Annotated in this window: 18 protein-coding genes; 8 read left to right on the top strand and 10 right to left on the bottom strand. The window is 70.8% G+C overall.

Annotated elements, in window-relative coordinates:
* Nucleotides 1-8 precede the first annotated feature (8 nt).
* From BM109_RS15270 to BM109_RS15295, 6 genes are all read right to left on the bottom strand, one after another.
* Entirely contained in the window at nt 9-992 is a 984-nt protein-coding gene (locus BM109_RS15270; RefSeq protein WP_093343987.1) for a Bug family tripartite tricarboxylate transporter substrate binding protein, read from the bottom strand.
* A 77-nt stretch (nt 993-1,069) separates the two neighbouring features.
* Nucleotides 1,070-1,825: a fumarylacetoacetate hydrolase family protein gene (locus BM109_RS15275; protein WP_093343989.1), complete on the bottom strand. Its 756-nt coding sequence runs from the start codon at nt 1,823-1,825 to the stop codon at nt 1,070-1,072.
* Nucleotides 1,822-2,478, bottom strand: coding sequence for a fumarylacetoacetate hydrolase family protein (locus tag BM109_RS15280; protein ID WP_093343991.1), 657 nt, complete (start codon nt 2,476-2,478; stop codon nt 1,822-1,824). The genes BM109_RS15275 and BM109_RS15280 overlap by 4 nt, the downstream gene beginning before the upstream one ends.
* Nucleotides 2,475-2,906, bottom strand: a complete 432-nt coding sequence (gene hpaR, locus BM109_RS15285; protein ID WP_093343992.1) for a homoprotocatechuate degradation operon regulator HpaR — start codon at nt 2,904-2,906, stop codon at nt 2,475-2,477. Before hpaR ends, BM109_RS15280 begins: the two co-directional genes overlap by 4 nt.
* 89 nt (nt 2,907-2,995) lie before the next feature.
* Nucleotides 2,996-3,982, bottom strand: coding sequence for a Bug family tripartite tricarboxylate transporter substrate binding protein (locus BM109_RS15290; RefSeq protein WP_057592757.1), 987 nt, complete (start codon nt 3,980-3,982; stop codon nt 2,996-2,998).
* A complete protein-coding gene (locus BM109_RS15295) occupies nt 3,979-5,679 on the bottom strand; it encodes an FAD-dependent oxidoreductase (protein WP_093343994.1) in 1,701 nt (566 codons plus the stop codon). The genes BM109_RS15290 and BM109_RS15295 overlap by 4 nt, the downstream gene beginning before the upstream one ends.
* Nucleotides 5,680-5,753: 74 nt before the next feature.
* Here BM109_RS15295 and BM109_RS15300 point away from each other — a divergent pair, with 74 nt between their 5' ends.
* Nucleotides 5,754-6,680 carry a LysR family transcriptional regulator gene (locus tag BM109_RS15300; protein WP_093343995.1) on the top strand — a complete coding sequence of 309 codons (927 nt, stop codon included), beginning with the start codon at nt 5,754-5,756 and terminating at the stop codon, nt 6,678-6,680.
* Between the two features lie 4 nt (nt 6,681-6,684).
* On the opposite strand, the gene BM109_RS15305 is transcribed toward BM109_RS15300, so the two are convergent.
* Entirely contained in the window at nt 6,685-7,602 is a 918-nt protein-coding gene (locus tag BM109_RS15305) for a LysR family transcriptional regulator (protein ID WP_093343997.1), read from the bottom strand.
* Nucleotides 7,603-7,714: 112 nt separating this feature from the next.
* Between BM109_RS15305 and BM109_RS15310 the strand changes: the two genes are divergently transcribed.
* From BM109_RS15310 to BM109_RS15330, 5 genes are all read left to right on the top strand, one after another.
* Complete coding sequence (locus BM109_RS15310) at nt 7,715-8,488, top strand: class II aldolase/adducin family protein (RefSeq protein WP_093343999.1); 774 nt, start codon at nt 7,715-7,717, stop codon at nt 8,486-8,488.
* 36 nt (nt 8,489-8,524) lie between these two features.
* On the top strand, nt 8,525-9,526 hold the full coding sequence (locus BM109_RS15315; protein WP_093344001.1) for a Bug family tripartite tricarboxylate transporter substrate binding protein: 1,002 nt from the start codon (nt 8,525-8,527) through the stop codon (nt 9,524-9,526).
* Nucleotides 9,523-10,476, top strand: a complete 954-nt coding sequence (locus BM109_RS15320) for a D-2-hydroxyacid dehydrogenase (protein WP_093344003.1) — start codon at nt 9,523-9,525, stop codon at nt 10,474-10,476. Before BM109_RS15315 ends, BM109_RS15320 begins: the two co-directional genes overlap by 4 nt.
* Before the next feature lie 52 nt (nt 10,477-10,528).
* A complete protein-coding gene (gene radA / locus BM109_RS15325; RefSeq protein ID WP_093344005.1) occupies nt 10,529-11,920 on the top strand; it encodes a DNA repair protein RadA in 1,392 nt (463 codons plus the stop codon).
* A 461-nt stretch (nt 11,921-12,381) separates the two neighbouring features.
* On the top strand, nt 12,382-12,822 hold the full coding sequence (locus tag BM109_RS15330) for a glycerate kinase (RefSeq protein WP_093344007.1): 441 nt from the start codon (nt 12,382-12,384) through the stop codon (nt 12,820-12,822).
* Here BM109_RS15330 and BM109_RS15335 read toward each other — a convergent pair.
* Together BM109_RS15335 and BM109_RS15340 are read right to left on the bottom strand one after the other, a co-directional pair.
* Entirely contained in the window at nt 12,819-13,766 is a 948-nt protein-coding gene (locus BM109_RS15335; protein WP_093344009.1) for a LysR family transcriptional regulator, read from the bottom strand. The two genes, BM109_RS15330 and BM109_RS15335, sit on opposite strands and share 4 nt — an antisense overlap.
* Before the next feature lie 16 nt (nt 13,767-13,782).
* The gene (locus BM109_RS15340) at nt 13,783-14,841 is read right to left on the bottom strand and encodes an asparaginase (RefSeq protein ID WP_093344011.1); all 1,059 of its coding nucleotides are present in this window, start codon (nt 14,839-14,841) and stop codon (nt 13,783-13,785) included.
* Nucleotides 14,842-15,131: 290 nt separating this feature from the next.
* Between BM109_RS15340 and BM109_RS15345 the strand changes: the two genes are divergently transcribed.
* Together BM109_RS15345 and BM109_RS15350 are read left to right on the top strand one after the other, a co-directional pair.
* On the top strand, nt 15,132-16,445 hold the full coding sequence (locus tag BM109_RS15345; protein ID WP_093344012.1) for an MFS transporter: 1,314 nt from the start codon (nt 15,132-15,134) through the stop codon (nt 16,443-16,445).
* A 44-nt stretch (nt 16,446-16,489) separates the two neighbouring features.
* A complete protein-coding gene (locus BM109_RS15350) occupies nt 16,490-17,701 on the top strand; it encodes a M20 aminoacylase family protein (RefSeq protein WP_093344014.1) in 1,212 nt (403 codons plus the stop codon).
* A 16-nt stretch (nt 17,702-17,717) separates the two neighbouring features.
* On the opposite strand, the gene BM109_RS15355 is transcribed toward BM109_RS15350, so the two are convergent.
* Entirely contained in the window at nt 17,718-18,704 is a 987-nt protein-coding gene (locus BM109_RS15355; RefSeq protein WP_093344015.1) for a recombination-associated protein RdgC, read from the bottom strand.
* Nucleotides 18,705-18,885: the final 181 nt, after the last annotated feature.

The following is an 18,885-nucleotide window of genomic DNA, read 5'->3' on the forward strand; positions in this document are numbered from 1 at the left end:
AATCCGGTTCAGTCCAGTTTGATGTCGCGTGCCTTGATCAAGGCATGCCATTTCTTGCGCTCCGCATCGGTGTAGCGCGTCATTTCGGTGGCGTCGGCGGGGCGGGCCTCCCAGCCGGCGTCGTAGAGCTTCTGGCGCACGCCGGCATCGGCCATGGCCTTCTGCAGCTCGGTGCCGAGCTTCGCCTGCACTTCCTTCGGCGTGGCCGCGGGCGTGACCAGGCCCTGCCAGGTGTAGGCCTCGACGTTGGCGAAGCCCAGTTCCCTGGCGGTGGGAATGTTCGGCAGCTGCGGCACGCGCTCGGCCGACATGGCGAGCAACGGCACCACCTTGCCGGCCTTGACCGCGCTCACGCCGCTGGGCAGGTCGAGCATCATCAGCGCGACCTGGCCGCCCATCAGGTCCTGCAGCGCGGGCGCGCCGCCCTTGTAGGGCACGTGCAGCATCGACACCCCGGCTTCGCGCTGGAACAGTTCGTAGGCGAGATGGTGCGGACTGCCGGTGCCCGGCGTCGCGATGCTGTACTTGCCGGGCGAGGCCTTGAGCGCGGCCAGCAGCGCCTTCGCGTCGGCGATGCCGGCGTTGGGCGCGGCCGTGATGATCAGCGGCGAGCGGCCCATCATGCCGACCAGCGCGAAGTCCTTCTCGGCGTCGTAGGGCAGCTTCTTGTAGAGCGCGGGGTTGTAGACCAGCACGCCGTTGTCGGCCGAGAACACGGTGTAGCCGTCGCCGGCCGAGCGCGCCACGTTCTCCGACGCGATGATCGCGCCGGCGCCGGGCCGGTTGTCGACCAGCACCGGCTGGCCCAGCTGCTGCGACACCTGCGCGCCCACGGTGCGCGCGAGGAAGTCGGTGCCGCCGCCGGCCGGATAGCCGACCACCCAGCGCACCGGCTTGGCGGGATAGGCGGTCTGCGCGACGGCGAGGGCCGAGACGGCCAGTGCCATCGTTGCGGCCGCCACGGATTGGAGGAGCTTCTTGCCGGTGATCATGTCGTGTCGTCTCCGCTGATCTCTTGTGTGTACGAAGGGAAAAGAAAAGCGCGCCGTGCGGATGCGCGGGAAGGAAATCAGGCCGCCGCCGCGATGGTGTTGACCAGCGCGCCGATGCCCTCGATCTCGGTCACGACCTCGTCGCCGGGCTGGCAGTCGACCACGCCGTCGGGCGTGCCCGTGAGGATCAGGTCGCCCGGCGACAGCGTCATGAAGCGGCTGAAGTACTCGATCAGGAAGGGCGCGTCGAAGATCATGTCGCGCGTGTTGCCCTGCTGCGTGACCTGGCCGTTGACCGTGGTGCGCAGCGCGAGCGCCATCGGGTCGGCCACGTCCTTCGCATCGACCAGCCAGGGGCCGATCGGCGTGCAGGTGTCGCGGTTCTTCACGCGCAGGTTGGGGCGGTACCAGTTCTCGAGGTAGTCGCGGATCGCGTAGTCGTTGGCCACGGTGTAGCCGCCGATGAAGTCGTAGGCATCGTCGCGCTTCACATGGCGCGCGGTCCTGCCGATCACGATCGCGAGCTCGCACTCGTAGTGCATGAACTGAACGCCGTCCGGGCGGAAGGTCTTCTGGCGATGGCCGATCAGCGCGCTCTCGCCCTTGACGAAGACCAGCGGCTCCTCGGGCGCCTTGAACTCGAGCTCCTTCGCATGGTCGGCGTAGTTGAGGCCGAGCGCGAGGATGGTGCGCGGGCGCGGCGTGGGCGCGAGCGGCGGCAGCCAGTCGACGGCGTCGAAGCCGACCATGCGGCCATCGGCCAGCCGCAGCGCGCCATCGTGTTCGACGGCCTCGTGCACGGCGTTCTCGTAGCGGATGCGTGCGTGCTTCATGCGGCGGCTCCCTTTTCTTCTGCAACCAGGGTGTTGGTGAGCGTCTCGAAGCCCGGCGCCGAGATCTCGATGCGGTCGCCCACGCGCGCCAGCGGCCGGCCCGCGCCGCAGCCGAGCATCAGCACGTCGCCGTGCGCCAGCGTCATGAATTCGCCGACCTCGGCCAGCAGCTGGCGCGCGGGGCGCACCAGGGTGGAGAAGTCCAGCGTCTGCCTGACTTCGCCGTTGATGCGCACCTCGACGCGGAACGCCGCGGGATCGTCCACCTCCTGCGCGTCGCGCAGCGCGGGGCCGATGCCGAGGAAGCCGTCGAGGCACTTGAACTTGACCGGCGGGCGGAAGAAGCTCGCATGCGGCACCGACAGGTCGTTCATCGGCACGAAGCCTTCGATGTCGCCGTCGGCGCCGACCACCATGCCGATGCTCGCGCCCACCTCGACCTCGGGCACGTTCGCCGGCACCGGGATCGCGGCGCCGTGCGGGCTCCAGGTGTTGGCGGTCTTGACGTAGAGCACCGGGGCCTTGGGCGGCGCCTTGTAGGGCGGCGCGCTCATCTGCGGCGCGAGCGCTTCCACCTCGGCGCGGAAGTTGAGCAGCGTGCCGTAGACGGTGCCGGCGGGAAGGAAATGGGAAGGTGAAGAAGGGGGGCTCATGGCTGTTCCAGTGCGATCAGTTCGTCGAGCAGCTCGTAGAGCTGGCCGAGCTTGTCCTTGCCCAGGGATTGCTCCATCCACTGGTAGTGCGCCTCGATGCTCGAGGACAGCTTGTTCACCAGCTTCATGCCGCGCGGCGTGGCCTCGACCACGGTGCGGCGCTGGTCGGCCGGGTCGCGGCTGCGCGTGATCAGGTCGTCGCGCTCCATGCGCGCGAGCACGCCCGTGAGGCTGGGCCCGAGGATGAAGGCCTCGCGCGCCACGCGGCCGGTTTCGACCGCGCCGTGTTCGCCGAGCACGCGCAGCACGCGCCACTGCTGGTCCGACAGCGCATGCACGCGCAGGCTGGGCCGGGTGTGGGCCATGACGGCTTCGCGCGCCTGCAGCAGCAGGCGCGGAAGGTTGCGGTGGGTAAAGGCGGTGCTCATGTCGATCGATTTATTTAACATGTTAAATGATCGGCAAAAAAACACGGCTACGGGATAACCCTGGCCCGCGCGGGCCAGGGTGGCTTGCCTCAATCGACGGTCGCGCCCGAGGCGCGGATCACCTGCCCCCAGCGTTCCGATTCGCTGCGGATGTAGGCCGCGAGCTGCGCGGGCGTGCTCGAGCCGGGCTCGAAGCCGTCGTTCTCGAGCTTCTGGCGCAGCGCGGGCTGGGCGATCACCTTCGCGATCTCCTGGCTCAGCCGCTCGACCACCGGCGCCGGCGTGCCCGCGGGCGCGACGATGCTCTGCCAGGCCACGGCCTCGAAATCGGCGGTGCCAGGCAGTCGCGACTCGGCCACGGTCGGCACGTCGGGGAAGGTGGGCTGGCGCTTCTTCGAGGTCACGGCCAGCGCGCGCAGCTTGCCGCTGCGCACGTGCTGCAGCGCCGGCGCGATGTCGGTGAACATCAGCTGCAGCTGGCCGCCGAGCAGGTCGGTGAGCGCGAGCGCGCTGCCCTTGTAGGGCACGTGGGTCATCGCGGTGCCGGTGGCGAACTTGAACATCTCGGCGCCCAGGTGCTGCGGGCTGCCGTTGCCGGCCGAGCCGTAGCTCAGGCCTTCGGGTTTGGACTTGGCGAGCGCCACCAGCTCGGCCAGCGTGCGCGCGGGCACCGAGGGATGCACCACCACCATCAGCGGCACCGCGCCGATCAGGCCCACGGGCGCGAAGTCCTTGGCCGGGTCGTACGAGAGCTTCTTGTAGAGCCAGGGATTGATCGCGAGCGTGGTGCTGGTGGCCACCAGCAAGGTCGAGCCGTCGGGCGCCGAACGCGCCACCTGCGAGGCGCCGATGGCGGTGCCCGCGCCGGGCTTGTTGTCGACGATCACGGTGCGGCCGAGCGCCGTGCCGAGCTGCTGCGCGATCAGCCGGCCGAGCATGTCGGTGGTGCCGCCGGGCGCGTAGGGAACGACGATGGTGATGGGCTTGTCGTTCTGCGCCAGCGCGGCGAGCGGGCCGGCGGCGCAGGCGGCGGCGGACAGGGCACCGAGCTGGCGCAGGGCGTGGCGGCGGTTCATGCGGATGTCTCTCTTTCTTTCTTGGATTCGGAAGCGGCCGCGGGCGTGGCGCCGCGCAGCAGGTCGACCAGCGCCTCGGGATCGGCCGGCACGGCATCGCCGCGCCAGGCCACGTGCTGGTCGGGGCGCGAGATCACGAGCGCGCGGTCGTAGAGCGCGGCGGCCTCGGGGCCGTCGATGTCGAGCACGCGCAGCGGCAGTCCGCGCGCGGCGGCCGCTGCCACGAGCGGCGCGACATCGAGCGCCGGGTCGCGGCGCAGCAGCACGTAGCCCTCGCCGAGCGCGGCCATCGCGTCGTAGAGCGAGCGGCCGTCGGCCAGCCACAGGTGCGGCGTGCGGCAGCCGGGCACGGTGGACGGCTCGAAGTCGTACATGGTGTAGGCCGGCGCGGCCTCGCCGTCGTAGGCGATCAGCGGCGAGGCGTCGTAGAAGTAGCCGAAGTTCAGCCCGCCGCAGCAGTACTGCTGCACGTTGAGGTCGTACAGCGCCTGGCCGCGCGCGGCGCGCAGCGCGTCGCCCTCGGGACCCGGTGCCTCGATGCCCTCGGGCACGCCCTCGCGCTGCTTCTGCAGGGCCAGCGCATGGTTCATCGCGAACTTCGAGACCTGCTCGGTGATCGGCTGGCGCTCGGCCTCGTGCGCGCCGAGCGCGGCCTCGGCGAGCCAGCCGCGCAGGTGGCCCGCGAGCAGCCACGACAGGTTCATCGCGTCGGCGATGCCGGCGTTCATGCCGTAACCTGCCATCGGGATCCACAGGTGGGCCGCGTCGCCGCAGATGAAGACGCGGCGGTCGCGGAAGCGCTCGGCCACCAGGCGGCGGCCGATCCAGTCCTCCTTCGAGATCACCTCGTATTCGAAGTCGGCACCCACGCCGAGGATCTGGCGGATCGCCCAGTCGCGGTCGATCGATTCGAAGTCGGTCTCGTCGGCCAGCAGGTAGTTGTGCAGCAGCCAGGTCTCGCGCCCGTCGATCGCATAGACGTTGCCGCAGCGCCGCGGATTGAGCGCGAAGGTGGCCCAGGCCGGCTTGTTCTTCAGCAGGCCCAGCAGCGCGGGCGCGCGGAAGTAGGTTGACTGCACGCGGCCCACCACGTCGGTGCCGCGCAGGTTGGCGCCGATCTTCTTGCGCACGGTCGAGCGCCCGCCGTCGCAGCCGATCAGGTAGCTGCAGCGGATGCGCACCGCGCTGCCGTCGTCGAGGTCGACGCCGGTCGCCCACACGCCCTCGTCGTCCTGCTCGAAGTCGTCGATGCGCGTGCGGTTGCGGATGCGCAGGCCCGGCGTGGCCTCGGCATGCGCGAACAGCACCGGCTCGAGGAAGATCTGGTTGATGCGGTGCGGCGGCTCGGCCGTGGGCCACCAGGTGTCGGGGCCGCCGGTGGCGGTGTAGCGCTCGCGCCGCGCGGGGATCGGGATGCGCGAGAGCTCGGGGCCCGTCACCGTGGTGCGGTAGGCCACGTCGTTCGGATAGTCGGCCGGCAGGCCCGCGTCGCGCAGTGCCTGCGCCACGCCGAGCCGGCGGAAGATCTCCATCGAGCGGGCCGACACGTGGTTGCACTTCACGTTCGGCGGCTCGCCGCGGTGGCGGATCTCGGTGACCAGCACGTCGATGCCGCGTTGCGCCAGGTCGATGGCCAGCGTGAGGCCGACCGGCCCGCCGCCGACGATCAGCACCTGCGCCTGCAGTGGTTCTGTCATGGGTTCGTTTGTCTCTCGTTGTGGACGGCGGCCATTACAGTGCTGAAGTGCCATCCGACAGAAGTGAAACTTTCATGGCCATTCATAAAAAGCCTTTATCAATGCGCGGCGTGCCCTCGGTGCGCCAGCTGCGCGCCTTCGCGGCCGTCTATCACAGCGGCCAGCTGTCGAGCGCCGCCGCGGCGCTGTCGCTCACCCAGCCGGCGGTCAGCGTGCTGCTGCGCGAGCTCGAGGACCGGCTCGGCGTGCGGCTGTTCGACCGCACCACGCGCAGCCTGCACCGCACCGCCGCGGCCGACGAGGCCATCGGCCATGCCGAGCGCGTGCTGGCCGAGCTCGACGCGCTGGGCAGCGGCATGGCCGAGCTCGCGGCCGGGCGGCGCGGCCGCCTGCGCATCGCCGTCACCTCCACCATCGCGCAGACGCTGATGCCGCGCGCGCTGCGCCGCTACACGCAGCAGCATCCGGATGTGAAGGTCGCGATCGACGACTGCGCGCCGAGCCAGTTCGTCGAGACCGTGCTGAGCGGCCAGGTCGACTTCGGCGTCGGCACCCTGCAGGCGCGCACGCCGGGCCTGGACGAGCGCGTGTTCGTGCACGACCACCTCGCGGTGATCGCCGACCGCGACCTGCCGCTGCCCGGCGGCGCCGCGGGCATCACCTGGCGCCAGCTCGCGGCGCTGCGGCTCATCACGGTCAAGCCCGGCTACGGCGTGCGCAACAGCATCGATGCCGCGGCCGCCGAGGCCGGCGTGCGGCTCGAGATCGCCTACGAGGTGAGCCTGCTGACCACCGCGCTCGCGATGGCCGCGGGCGGGCTCGGGCCGGCGCTGCTGCCGGCCTCGATCCTTGCGCATGCCGATCCCTCGCGGCTGGTCGCGCGCCGGCTGATCCGGCCGACCGTGGCGCGCAACATCGCGGTGGTCACGCGGCAGGGCCGTTCGCTGTCGCCGGCCGCGGCCGCCTTCGCCGACCTGCTGGCGAGCGAATTCGCGATCTGAAGGCTCAGGCGCGCGGCCGCGCGAGATAGGCCTGCATGGTCTCGATGAAGGTCTTGGCCGCCACCGAGAGCGTGCGGTCGCGCTTGGCGACCACCGAGATGTTGCGCGTCACCACCGGCGCGTGGATCTTGCGCGCCACCAGTTCCTTGAAGCCGCACTGCGCCACCAGCTCGGCCGGCACGATCGACGCGCCCAGGCCCGAGGCGCTCATCGCGAGCGCGGTGGTCAACAGCGACACCTCCTGCTGGATGTCGAGCGCCACGTTGGCCGCGCGCGCGGTGCGGTCGATGGCATTGCGGATGCCGTAGCCGGCCTTCACCGTGATCAGCGCATGGCCCGCGAGGTCGCTCCAGCGCACCTGGCGGCGCCGCGCCAGCGGATGGCTGGGCAGGCACACCAGCGCGAGGTGGTCGTGGATCAGCGTGCGCTGGCTCAGTGCCGCCACCTCCTGGTCGGGCGAGCCGATGCCGAAGTCCACCTGCTCCGAGAGGATGCGGGGCACGAACTGCTCGGTCTCGCAGTCGACCAGCTGCACGCGCACGCCCGGGTGCAGGTCGTTGAAATGCCGGATCACCGGCGGCACCAGCGTCAGCGCGATGGTCGGCGTGACCGCGATGCCGATGCGCCCGCTGGGCGCGGCCTGGCCGCGGAAGCCGGTCTCGAGCGAACGCACGTCGCGCAGGATGCGCTCGGCCACCGGCAGCATCTCGTGCGCGGCCTCGGTCGGGCTCAGCGAGCGCGTGGTGCGGTCGAACAGGCTGGTGCCGGTGGCGGCCTCGAGCTGGCGGACCAGCACGCTGACGGCCGAGTGCGTGAGGTAGAGCCGGTCGGCGGCCGCGCTGAGCTTGCGCCAGCGATAGACCTCCACGAAGGCGCGCAGCTGGCGCAGGCTGGTGCCGGGGATCGAGCCATCGTGATTCATGAATTTATTTCGACGCTTGCAAAATAAGTTTCGATTCTCTCGCGCTGCGTCCTCCGCTCCAATCTCGCCCATGCCCTGCATCCGGAGGGCGCCAACGACAACAGGAGACTCGATGAACGGCTCGGGCTTTTCATTCGCGCACACGCGCGCCGCCGTGTCCGACGCGGAGTGGCAGCAGCGCGTCGATCTGGCGGCGGCCTTCAGGCTGGCCGGCTACTACCGCATGACGGACCAGATCTACACCCACCTCACGGCCAAGGTGCCGGGCACGCAGGCGCATTTCCTCATCAACCCCTACGGCGTGCTGTTCGACGAGGTGACGGCCTCCTGCCTCGTCAAGGTCGACCTCGACGGCGAGGTGGTGTTCGACCCGACCGGCATCGGCATCAATCCCGCGGGCTTCCTGATCCACAGCTGCATCCACCGTGCGCGGCCCGACCTGCATGCGGTGCTGCACACCCACACCGCCGCCGGCATCGCGGTGGCGGCGCAGCGGCGCGGGCTGCTCAACCTGTCGCAGCACGCCATGCGCTTCCATCGCCGCATCGGCTATCACGACTACGAAGGCGTGGCGCTCGACTTCAGCGAGCAGGACCGGCTGGTGCGCGACCTCGGCCCGCACAACGTGATGATCCTGCGCAACCACGGCCTGCTGGCCGCGGGCGACACCATCCGCGAGGCCTTCGAGCGCCTCTACTACCTCGAGCGTGCCTGCGAGGCGCAGGTGCGCGCGCAGTCGGGCGGCGCCGAGCTCATCGAATGCAGCGACGAGATCGCCGAGAAGGTGGCGCAGGCGCTCGACCGGCCCGGCCGCTCGGCACGCGACAACGACTGGCCGGCGCTGCGCCGGCTGCTGGACCGCATCGATCCGTCGTACGCGACCTGAAGCCGGCAGCCCCACAAGAACGACAGGAGACACACGATGACGAAGACGAAGACCGTTGGATGGCCGCGCCGCGCTGCCACCTGGCTGGGCATGGCCGCCGTGGCCTTGCAGTTCGCGGCGGGCGCCATGCCCGCGAGCGCGCAGGCCGCCTGGCCGAGCAAGCCGATCCGCTGGGTGGTGCCCTATACGCCCGGCGGCGGCACCGACCAGAGCTCGCGCATCATTGCCGAGAAGCTCTCGGTGGCGCTGGGCCAGCCGATCGTGATCGACAACCGGCCCGGCGGCAACACGATCATCGGCGCGGCCGCGGCCGCCTCGGCGGCACCCGACGGCTACACCGTGTTCTTCGCGGCGCTGTCGACCATGGCCGTGATACCGAACCTCTACGACAAGCTGCCCTATGCGAGCGATGCGCTCACGCCGGTGACGCAGCTGGTGCACTTCCCGCTGTTCCTGATGGTCGAGGCCGGCGGGCCGCTCGACAGCATGCCGAAGTTCCTCGCGGCGGCGCGCAGCCAGCCGCTGCTGTTCGCGATCGGCGGCAGCGGCAGCGGCGGCCACCTGGGCTCGGAGCTGATGAAGCGCCAGCTCAAGGCCGACATGACGGCGGTGCCGTTCAAGGCCATGGTGCAGGCCGCGCCCGAGGTCGCCACCGGCCGCGTGTCGTTCATGTTCGCCGACCTGCCGGCCGCGCTGCCGCACGTGCAGGGCGGCCGCGCGAAGATCATCGCGACCGCGGGCAAGACGCGCTCGGCGCTCTATCCCGAGGCGCCGACGCTGGCCGAGGCGGGCGTGGGCGAGATCGACTTCGACACCTGGGCCGGCCTGGCCGTGCCCAAGGGCACGCCGCAGCCCATCGTCGACCGGCTGGCGCTCGAGCTCAACAAGGTCATCGCCGATCCGGCCGTGCGCGCGAAGCTGGCACTCATCGGCGTCGAGCCCGCGCCGTCCTCGCAGGCCCGGTTCACCGAGTTCATCGCCTCGGAGAATGCCAAGTGGCGCGCCGTGATCCAGGCCGCCGGCATCAAGCTCGAATGACGGCGCCGCCGCTGCGCTCGTTGCTGGTCTTCAACGGCGAGGCCGGGTTCTATGCGCAGGCCCTGCGCGCCCGCTGCCCGGCGCTGGAAGTGCACGCCACCACCGAGCGGCCCGAGGCCCTGCGCCTGCTGGCCGAGGTCGAGGCGCTGGTGGTCTCGGGCCCGTGGGTCGACGACGCGATGCTCGCGGCCGGGCCCGCGCTGCGCTGGGTCCATGCGCTGACCTCGGGCACCGACACCATCACCGGCTCGTCCGCGCTGCGGCCCGGCACGCTCGTGACCTCGTCGCGCGGCGTGCATGGGCCGCAGATGTCCGAGCTGGCGCTGCTGATGATGATGGCGCTGGCGCGCGACCTGCCGCGCATGCTGCGCGACCAGCGCGAAGGCGCCTGGAACCGATGGGCCCAGCCGCTGCTGTGGCGCCGGCACGCGGTGCTGGTCGGCACCGGCCACGTCGCGCGCGAGCTGGCGCGGCGCTGCCAGGCGATGGGGATGCGGGTCAGCGGCATCTCGGCCACGCCCGCGACCATCGACGGCTTCGACGAAGTGCATGGGCGCGAGCGGCTGCAACAGGTGGTGGCGCAGGCCGACTTCGTGGTGGTGCTGACCGCGCACGATGCGCGCACCCATCACCTGATCGATGCGCCGGTGCTCGCGGCGATGCCGGCGCATGCCTTCCTCGTCAACCTCTCGCGCGGCGGCGTGGTCGACGAGCACGCGCTGCTCGCGGCGCTCGAGAACGGGGTCATCGCCGGCGCCGGGCTCGACGTGTACGAGACCGAGCCGCTCGCGGCCGATCATCCGCTGCGCCGGTTGCCGAACGTGATCGCCACGCCGCACATCGGCGGCCTCAGCGACGTCTATGCGCGGCAGGTGCTGCCGATGCTGCTGGACAACGCGGCGGCCCTGGCCGTGGGCGACGTCGGCGCGCTGGTCAACCGCGTGTGCTGAGCGGGCGGCCCCGCGCCGGGATGGCGCGGGGGCACGCCCTAAACTCCTGGCCATGGCCAAGGACAAATCCATCTACGTCTGCAGCGAATGCGGCGGCACCAGCGCCAAGTGGCTCGGCAAGTGCCCGAGCTGCGGCGCCTGGAACACACTGATCGAACAAGCGGCCGGCGGCGCGAACGCCCCGGCCAACAACCGCTTCGGCACGCAGTTCGCGTCGCTCGCCGGGGCTTCCGAACTCGCGGTGCTCTCGGAGATCGAGGCCAGCGACGTCGCGCGCACGCCCACCGGCCTCGACGAGCTCGACCGCGTGCTCGGCGGCGGCGTGGTGGCCGGCGGCGTCACGCTGATCGGCGGCGACCCGGGCATCGGCAAGTCGACCCTGCTGCTGCAGGCGGTCGACGCGCTGCAGCGCGCGGGGCAGAACGCGCTCTACGTCACGGGCGAGGAGAGCGGCGCGCAGGTGGCGCTGCGCTCCAAGCGGCTGGGCCTGGACCACTCCCAGGTGCAGGTGCTGGCCGAGATCCAGCTCGAGAAGATCATCGCCACGCTCGACGCCACGCGCCCGGCCATCGCGGTGATCGACTCGATCCAGACCGTCTACTCCGACCAGCTCACCTCGGCGCCGGGCTCGGTGGCGCAGGTGCGCGAATGCGCGGCGCACCTCACGCGCTTCGCCAAGACCAGCGGCACGGCCGTGGTGCTGGTGGGCCACGTCACGAAGGAGGGCGCGCTCGCGGGGCCGCGCGTGCTCGAGCACATGGTCGACACGGTGCTGTATTTCGAGGGCGACACGCACTCGAGCTTCCGCCTGGTGCGCGCGATCAAGAACCGCTTCGGCGCGGTCAACGAGATCGGCGTGTTCGCGATGACCGAGCGCGGCCTCAAGGGCGTGGCCAACCCGAGCGCGATCTTCCTGAGCCAGCACACCGAGCCGGTGCCCGGCAGCGTGGTGCTGGTCACGCTCGAGGGCACGCGGCCGATGCTGGTCGAGATCCAGGCGCTGGTCGACGACGGCGGGCCGAGCCCGCGCCGGCTGTCGGTGGGCCTGGACCGCGACCGGCTCGCGATGCTGCTGGCGGTGCTGCACCGCCATGCGGGCGTGGCCTGCATGGACCAGGACGTGTTCGTCAACGCGGTCGGCGGGGTGCGCATCAGCGAACCGGCAGCCGACCTCGCGGTGATGCTGGCCATCACCTCGAGCCTGCGCGGCAAGCCCTTGCCCAAGGGCTTCATCGCCTTTGGCGAAGTGGGCCTGGCGGGAGAGGTGCGGCCCGCGCCGCGCGGCCAGGAGCGGCTGCGCGAGGCCGCCAAGCTGGGCTACAGCATCGCGGTGGTGCCCAGGGCCAATGCGCCGCGCAAGGGCACGAAGGACATCGAGGGCCTGACGATCCATGCGGTGGACCGCATCGAGGAGGCGATGGACGTGGTGCGCGAGCTCGAGTGAGCGCCCAAAAAAAACGGGCCGTCATGGCCCGTTGAAAAGACGCCCGGCGCATCGGTGGCGGCGCGCCGGGCGGGCTCCCTGCCCTCCTACCCCCTGATTCGTGCGTCGATGCGCTGCGTGAACGCCGGTCCGCCGTCGCGCCGGCATTGGCCGCCGGGCGACGGGGCCGGGTTCATCGCGTTCCGGCCGTCGGCGACGGCCTCTCCCTGACAACGTGGGCCGCCGCGGCCGCCTGGTTCGCGCCGGGGTTCGCCGGTGCCGCGCAGGGCGGCGAGGCTGAGCCGGACGAAGGTGACGGAGCGTGGAATGTTCATCTGCTGTGTTCGCGGGGCCCGGGCCGATGCCCGTGCGGCGAAATGTGCCCGCGACGGCCCGCGGCGCGGGCGGCTTTGTGGCCCGGTAGCGCGAGATGCGCCTGGCGGTAGCCGGGCTCGCTACCCCGCCGCGCCGGCGCGGCGACAATGCGGGCCATGAATTTCCAGAAGTTTCTCGTGCCCGTCGGGGCGCTCGTCGTGCTCGGCGTGGCCTGGCGCAGCTATGGCTGGGGCGGCGTGGCCCTGGCGGCCGGCGCGATCGTGATGTTCCTGCTGATGCATTTCAACCGCGCGATGCAGGTGCTCAAGCGCGCGGCCGACCGGCCCGTGGGCACGGTGGCCAGCTCGGTGATGCTCAACGCCAAGCTCAAGCCGGGCGTGACGCTGATGCACGTGGTCGCGATGACGCGCGCGCTCGGCCAGCTGCGCTCGCCGCAGGACGAGCAGCCCGAGCACTACCGCTGGACCGATGCCGGCGGCTCTTACGTCGACACGGTGTTCAACGGCGGCCGGCTGCAGAGCTGGACGCTGACGCGGCCCGAGGTCCAGGACGACGAGCCCGAGGCGCCGGCGTCTCCTTCGGCCTAATCGGCGGCCTTGCGCGCGCCGCGCGGCGCGCGCCACGGCGGATTGGTGCGCGCATGGTGGCGCGCCTCCTTCACGAACTCGGTGCACACGTGCGTCATGAGGTCGGCGGAGCGGTAGACCAGGTAGACCTCGAAGTCGGGCAGCTCGTCGGTGATCGGCAGCCGCTCGAGCGCGTCGCCGCTCAGCCGCAGCGGCCCGGCGCCGTGGAACACCGCGTCCGACCACATGCTGACCAGGTCGGTTTGCGTGGCGAGCTGCAGGCCCAGCAGGTTCGAGGCGCTCTGCACCATGCGCCGCGGCATCTCGAGGCCGTGCAGGCGCATGGTGCTGACCAGCGGGCTGAACGGATCGTCGACCGGATCGAGCACCAGCCAGTCGGCATCGAGCAGCGGCCGCAGCTTGCGCACGCGGCGCAGCGGATGGCCGGCGCGCACCGAGATGTGCATCGCCACCGAGAACAGCGGCTCCCACTGGAACACGTTCGAGCCCGGCCCGCTGCAGGTCGAGATCAGGCCAAGGTCGAGCCGGCCCTCGCGCAGGCCCTCGAGCATCTGCTGCGGCCGCATCTCGAAGGCGCGCAGCGCCACGTTCGGAAAGCGCTGGCGGAACGCGGCCATGGCCTCGGGCAGCGGGCCGTTCGAGGCCACCGCGGTGAAGCCGATGTCCAGCCGCGCCTCGTCGTGGCCGCGGATCGCCTCGATGTCCTCGAGCGCATGGCGCAGCTCCTGCTCGACCACGCTGGCGCGCTTGACCAGCGCCGCGCCGTAGGGCGTGAGGCTCACGCCGCGCGTGGAGCGCGACATCAGCGTGACGCCGAGTTCGCGCTCGAGCTCGGCGATTGCCTTCGACAGCGCCGGCTGCGTGGTGTGCAGGCCGCGCGCCGCCTCGTGGATGCTGCCGTGCTGCGCCACCGCGAGCAGCACGCGCAACTGCTGCAGCTTCATCGCGCGCGCCCGGGCCTCAACGGTCGAAGGCCGCCTGCAGGCCGGCCTTGTCGCTCACGCCCTGGTGCAGCTTGAGCATCAGCAGCAGGCGCGCCTTCTGCGGGCTCAGGTCGCCGGCCATCACGGCGCCGGCGTCGAAGGTGGTCTTGCCGCCGCCGACGAAGCCGTACAGCGGCATGGTGCGGCCGTTCGGCACACGCGTGGCGATCACCACTGGAACGCCGCGCCCGAGCGCGTACTTCACGGCCTCGTACATCGAGACGTTCATGTTGCCCATGCCCACGGCCTGCACCACGATGCCCTTGGCGCCCTGGTCCACCGCGTAGCGCAGCAGCGAGCCGTCGGCGCCGCCGAACATCGCGAGGATCTCGACGCGCGGCATCTCGGCGCTGCCGATGTCGATGTGCTGGCGGCGCAGCGCGGTGCGCGAGAACACCACCTTGTCGTCCCAGACCTCGCCGATGAAGCCGAAGTCGCCCGACTTGAAGGTCTCGACGTTGCCGGTGTGGGTCTTGGTCACGGTGCGCGCGGCATTGATCTGGTTGTTCATCGCGAGCATCACGCCCTGGCCCACGGCCTCGGGCGTGGTGGCGATGCGGATCGCGTTGAGCAGGTTGCGCGGGCCGTCGAAGTCGCTCGAGGACGCATTGCGCTGCGCGCCGATCAGGACCACGGGCTTGTTCGACTTGACCGTGAGATCGAGCCAGTAGGCCGTCTCCTCCATGGTGTCGGTGCCGTGCGCGATCACCACGCCCGCCACCTCGGGGCGCGCGAGCGCGTCGTCCACCGCCTTGGTCAGGCGCGTCCACCACTTGGGCTCGACGTAGTTGGCCGACATGGCCGAGAAGTTGTTGACCTCGATGGTGGCGTACTTGCCGGCATCGGGCACGGTCTGCATCAGGTCGTCGCCCGAGATCGCGGGCACCACGCCCTTGGTGACGGGGTCGACCTTCATCGCGATGGTGCCGCCGGTGGCGATGAACTGCACGACGGGCCGGCTGCCCTGGGCCGAGGCGGCCATCATGCAGCAGGGCGCGAGGGCCAGCAGGCAGAGGCAGTGGCGGATGAGCTTCATGGTGTTGTCCTTTTTCTCGAGGGCTGGGAAGCGGCAGGGCGCCGACGCGCCATTGTGAAGGCGCCATGCCCGCGAATGGCGCGCGATGCGCCATCTCGGTAGTTCCACCGATGGCTTCGCGGCCCCGCTTCTGCGGGGGATGCCTTTTGGTTATCGGCATGAAAATTTGTGATTCCTCGCCACCGCGCTTTGCCTGAATACTCCGCCGCCACGGGTTCGGGGTGCCATGCGCCGCATGAAGTTCGCGCTTCGCGAATCCGTCGTCCGCAACAACGCCCCGTGGAGATCGAATGAGCGAAGCCGCCGCCCTGCCTGCCAGCCCCGTGCTGGCTTCTTCCCCACCCGCCGCCGCCACCAAGGGCGGCCAGAGCCAGTTCCGGCTGATCGCCGCCTGCTCGATCGGCAACGCGCTCGAGATGTACGACTTCACCGTCTACAGCTTCTTCGCGCTGCTGATCGGCAAGCTGTTCTTTCCCTCCGAGAGCGCCTTCGGTTCGCTGCTGCTCGCGGTCGCGACCTTCGGCATCGGCTTCGTGATGCGGCCGCTGGGCGGCGTGATCATCGGCAACTACGCCGACCGCAAGGGCCGCAAGGCCGCGATGACGCTGACCATCGCGCTGATGGTGGCCGGCACGCTGTGCATCGCGCTCGCGCCCACCTATGCCTCGGCCGGCGTGTTCGGCTCGCTGATGATCGTCGCGGGCCGGCTGCTGCAGGGCTTCTCGCTCGGCGGCGAGGTCGGCGCCGCGACCTCGATGCTGATGGAGGCCGGCGGCGTCAAGGGCCGCGGCTTCCGCGTCAGCTGGCAGCTCGCGAGCCAGGGCCTGTCGGCGCTGGCCGGCGCGCTCACCGGTGCGCTGCTGTATGCGCTGCTGCCGCAGGCCTCGCTCGAGAGCTGGGGCTGGCGCCTGCCCTTCCTGCTGGGCCTGCTGATCGCGCCGGTGGGCCTGTACATCCGCGCGCACCTCGAGGAAACGCACCAGGCCGAGAGCCACGAAGCCAGCCCGATCGGCCGGCTGCTGCGCGCGCACGGCGGCACCGTCTTCAAGGGCATCCTCGCGACCACCGCGGGCACGGCCACCATGTACCTGGTGGTGTTCTTCATGCCCACCTACATGATCCGCGTGCTCCACATGCCGCCCTCGCTGTCGCTGCTGTCGGGCTGCGTCACCGGCATCACGCTGTTCGTGGTGTCGCTGGTGGCGGGCCGGCTGGCCGACCGGCTCGAGCGCCGCAAGCCGCTGGCGATCGGCTCGCTGCTGTTCAGCCTGGTCGCGGTGGGCCCGGTGTTCTGGCTCATCAGCCACCATCCGAGCGTGCCGCTGGTGCTGTGCCTGTCGGCGCTGCTGACCGCGAGCGTGAACATCGGCACCACGCCGATGTTCCTGATGCTGCTCGAGATGCTGCCAATCGGCGTGCGCGCCAGCGGCATCTCGGTGATCTACAGCGTGGGCGTCACGATCTTCGGCGGCTCCTCGCAGTTCATCGTGACCTGGCTGCTGGCGCAGACGGGCAACCCGCTCTCGCCGGCCTTCTACATGATGGCCTGCGGCGTGCTGAGCATCGGCGCGCTGCTGAGCCTGCGCGAACGGCGCGTCGGTTGAGCGCCGCCTTCCTCCCCACCTTTTCCGCGAAACGATTCCTTCCCATGACCCGCGAACTCAGCCTCCAGACCACCAAGCTCCTGTCCCGCCTGCTGCCGCCGATCGAGATCGACACCGAGGCCTTCGTCGACATCCGGCGCCGGATCCATGCCGAGCCCGAACTGGGCTTCGAGGTGAGCGCGACCAGCGAACTGGTCGCGCGGCTGCTGCGCGAATGGGGCTACGAGGTGCACACGGGCATCGGCAAGACTGGCGTGGTGGGGCAGCTCAGGCTCGGCAGCGGCACGCGGCGCCTGGGCATCCGCGCCGACATGGACGCGTTGCCGATCGTCGAGGCCACGGGCCTGCCCTACGCGAGCCGGCAGCACGGCCGCATGCATGCCTGCGGCCACGACGGCCACACGGCGATCCTGCTCGCGGCCGCGAAGGCGCTCGCCAAGAGCCGCGACTTCGATGGCACGCTGAACCTGATCTTCCAGCCCGACGAGGAGAACCTCTGCGGCGCGCGCGCGATGATCGCCGACGGCCTGTTCGAGCGCTTTCCCTGCGACGCGGTCTATGCGCTGCACAACGCGCCCGGCGTGCCGGCCGGCAGCTTCATCGTGCAGGCGGGGCCGGTCACGCTCTCGTCCGACGTGGCCGACGTGACGATCCAGGGCAAGGGTGGCCATGGTGCGATGCCGCACCGCGCGCAGGACCCGGTGGTGGCGGCCGCCGCCACCGTGACCGCGCTGCAGAGCGTGGTGGCGCGCAACGTCGCGCCCGACGACACGGCGGTGCTGTCGGTCGGCTTCATCCGCGGCGGCGCCACCCACAACGTGATCCCGCAGTCGGTCGCGCTCGGGCTCAACGTGCGCGCGGCCCGGCCCGAGACGCGCGCGCTGGTCGAGTCGCGCATCCGCGAGATCGTCGCGCTGACCGCGCAGGCGCATGGCGTGGAGGCCTCCATCGACTACCGGCCGCTGGTGCCGCCGGTGGTCAACACCGAGGCCGAGAGCCGGCTGATGACCGAGGTGTGCGCCGCGCTCGTGGGCGCGGACAAGGTGGCGGCCACGGTGCCGCGCGGCTTCGCGGGCAGCGAGGACTTCGCCTGGATGCTGGCCGAGCTGCCCGGCTGCTACGTGCTGCTGGGCAACGGCGAAGGCGAGTTCGGCGGCTGCATGGTGCACAACCCCGGCTACGACTTCAACGACGAGGTGCTGCCGCTGGGCGCGGCCTGCTGGGTGCGGCTGGCGCAGACCTACCTGGTGGCCTGACGCCGGCCGCGCCGGCTCAGAACGGCGCGTCTTCCTCTTCGGCCGTGGTCACGGCCGTCGCGCTGGCAGCGGCCTTCGGCGCGTCCTCGGCCGGCGCCGCGGTGAACGCCGCCTCGCCGCCGAGCGCGTCGAGCAGCGCCGGCACCAGCTGGCCCAGCTCGCCGGTGGCGATCGCCACGTCGGCATCGAAGTTGTCTTCCTTCTTGCCGCCGCCGGCGCCTTCGTCGGTGCCCTCGAGGAACACGATCTTGCGGATCTGCAGGCCGTGCGTGAGCTCGAAGGACACGCGGTCGTCCCAGGTCAGCGCGAGGCGGGTGGGGCGCTTGCCGTCGGCGATGTGCTGCTTGACCTCGTCGATGTCGAGCGGGTGCTTGGCATAGCGCACCACGGCCTTCGATTCGTCGGTGGCCTTGAGCTCGCACTCGCGGTCGATGGTGAAGCCCGCGGGCGGCTCCTGCGAGGCCAGCCATTCGGACATGGCGGCGGCCGGCTCGATCTGGGTGTTGAGCTGCATGGTGCCGAAGCCGGTGAAGTTCTGCACCAGGCTGCTGACCACCTCGTCGGCGCGCGCCGCGTTGGAGCTGTTGACCACCAGCCGGCGCTCGGCCTGGTCGACCCAGACCGTGACGCGCGCGGTGCGCGTGAAGGCCATCGGCAGCAGCTCGTGCGTGATGTCCTCCTTGAGGTCCTTCTTTTCCTTCTTGCCGGGCTTGCGGCCGGTGGCGGCCTCGATCTGCGCGCAGCGCTCGTCGAGCTTGCGGCGCACCACCGAGCCCGGCACCGACTTGCTCTCGATCATGTACTCGAGCAGCCACTGGCCGTCGATGGATTCCACCAGCGGGCCGTGGGCCTCGCCGCGCGGCTCGACCCAGCCGGCCGACTTCTCCTGCGAGGCGCCGCAGGGCTCGAAGCGCTGCTTGCCCAGGCCTTCCTCGGCCTCGGCCAGCGTTTGCGACCAGCCGGGCTCGATGCGGTAGACGATGACGTTCTTGAATACGGACACGGAGAATCTTTCCCTTCAATCGCTTGTTTGGCGGAACCGGCCATTGTCGCGGCGTCGGGCCGGTTCGCGCCACCGGCGCTGCATGGCCCGGGGCGCCGGTCAGGCAAGCGTGGCACGGCGCCGTAAAATCGGCGGCTTTGGCGGCCTTCAGGCCGCACCCCACAGCCTCCCCCCGCTGAAG

This window comes from Variovorax sp. PDC80, from assembly GCF_900115375.1.
GTDB lineage: Bacteria > Pseudomonadota > Gammaproteobacteria > Burkholderiales > Burkholderiaceae_C > Variovorax.

What these genes read in the sequence shown, in the direction of transcription:
- BM109_RS15270 (WP_093343987.1), bottom strand. Translation starts at nt 992, where the DNA reads ATGATCACCGGCAAGAAGCTCCTCCAATCCGTGGCGGCCGCAACGATG.
- BM109_RS15275 (WP_093343989.1), bottom strand. Translation starts at nt 1,825, where the DNA reads ATGAAGCACGCACGCATCCGCTACGAGAACGCCGTGCACGAGGCCGTC.
- BM109_RS15280 (WP_093343991.1), bottom strand. Translation starts at nt 2,478, where the DNA reads ATGAGCCCCCCTTCTTCACCTTCCCATTTCCTTCCCGCCGGCACCGTC.
- hpaR (WP_093343992.1), bottom strand. Translation starts at nt 2,906, where the DNA reads ATGAGCACCGCCTTTACCCACCGCAACCTTCCGCGCCTGCTGCTGCAG.
- BM109_RS15290 (WP_057592757.1), bottom strand. Translation starts at nt 3,982, where the DNA reads ATGAACCGCCGCCACGCCCTGCGCCAGCTCGGTGCCCTGTCCGCCGCC.
- BM109_RS15295 (WP_093343994.1), bottom strand. Translation starts at nt 5,679, where the DNA reads ATGACAGAACCACTGCAGGCGCAGGTGCTGATCGTCGGCGGCGGGCCG.
- BM109_RS15300 (WP_093343995.1), top strand. Translation starts at nt 5,754, where the DNA reads ATGGCCATTCATAAAAAGCCTTTATCAATGCGCGGCGTGCCCTCGGTG.
- BM109_RS15305 (WP_093343997.1), bottom strand. Translation starts at nt 7,602, where the DNA reads ATGAATCACGATGGCTCGATCCCCGGCACCAGCCTGCGCCAGCTGCGC.
- BM109_RS15310 (WP_093343999.1), top strand. Translation starts at nt 7,715, where the DNA reads ATGAACGGCTCGGGCTTTTCATTCGCGCACACGCGCGCCGCCGTGTCC.
- BM109_RS15315 (WP_093344001.1), top strand. Translation starts at nt 8,525, where the DNA reads ATGACGAAGACGAAGACCGTTGGATGGCCGCGCCGCGCTGCCACCTGG.
- BM109_RS15320 (WP_093344003.1), top strand. Translation starts at nt 9,523, where the DNA reads ATGACGGCGCCGCCGCTGCGCTCGTTGCTGGTCTTCAACGGCGAGGCC.
- radA (WP_093344005.1), top strand. Translation starts at nt 10,529, where the DNA reads ATGGCCAAGGACAAATCCATCTACGTCTGCAGCGAATGCGGCGGCACC.
- BM109_RS15330 (WP_093344007.1), top strand. Translation starts at nt 12,382, where the DNA reads ATGCGGGCCATGAATTTCCAGAAGTTTCTCGTGCCCGTCGGGGCGCTC.
- BM109_RS15335 (WP_093344009.1), bottom strand. Translation starts at nt 13,766, where the DNA reads ATGAAGCTGCAGCAGTTGCGCGTGCTGCTCGCGGTGGCGCAGCACGGC.
- BM109_RS15340 (WP_093344011.1), bottom strand. Translation starts at nt 14,841, where the DNA reads ATGAAGCTCATCCGCCACTGCCTCTGCCTGCTGGCCCTCGCGCCCTGC.
- BM109_RS15345 (WP_093344012.1), top strand. Translation starts at nt 15,132, where the DNA reads ATGAGCGAAGCCGCCGCCCTGCCTGCCAGCCCCGTGCTGGCTTCTTCC.
- BM109_RS15350 (WP_093344014.1), top strand. Translation starts at nt 16,490, where the DNA reads ATGACCCGCGAACTCAGCCTCCAGACCACCAAGCTCCTGTCCCGCCTG.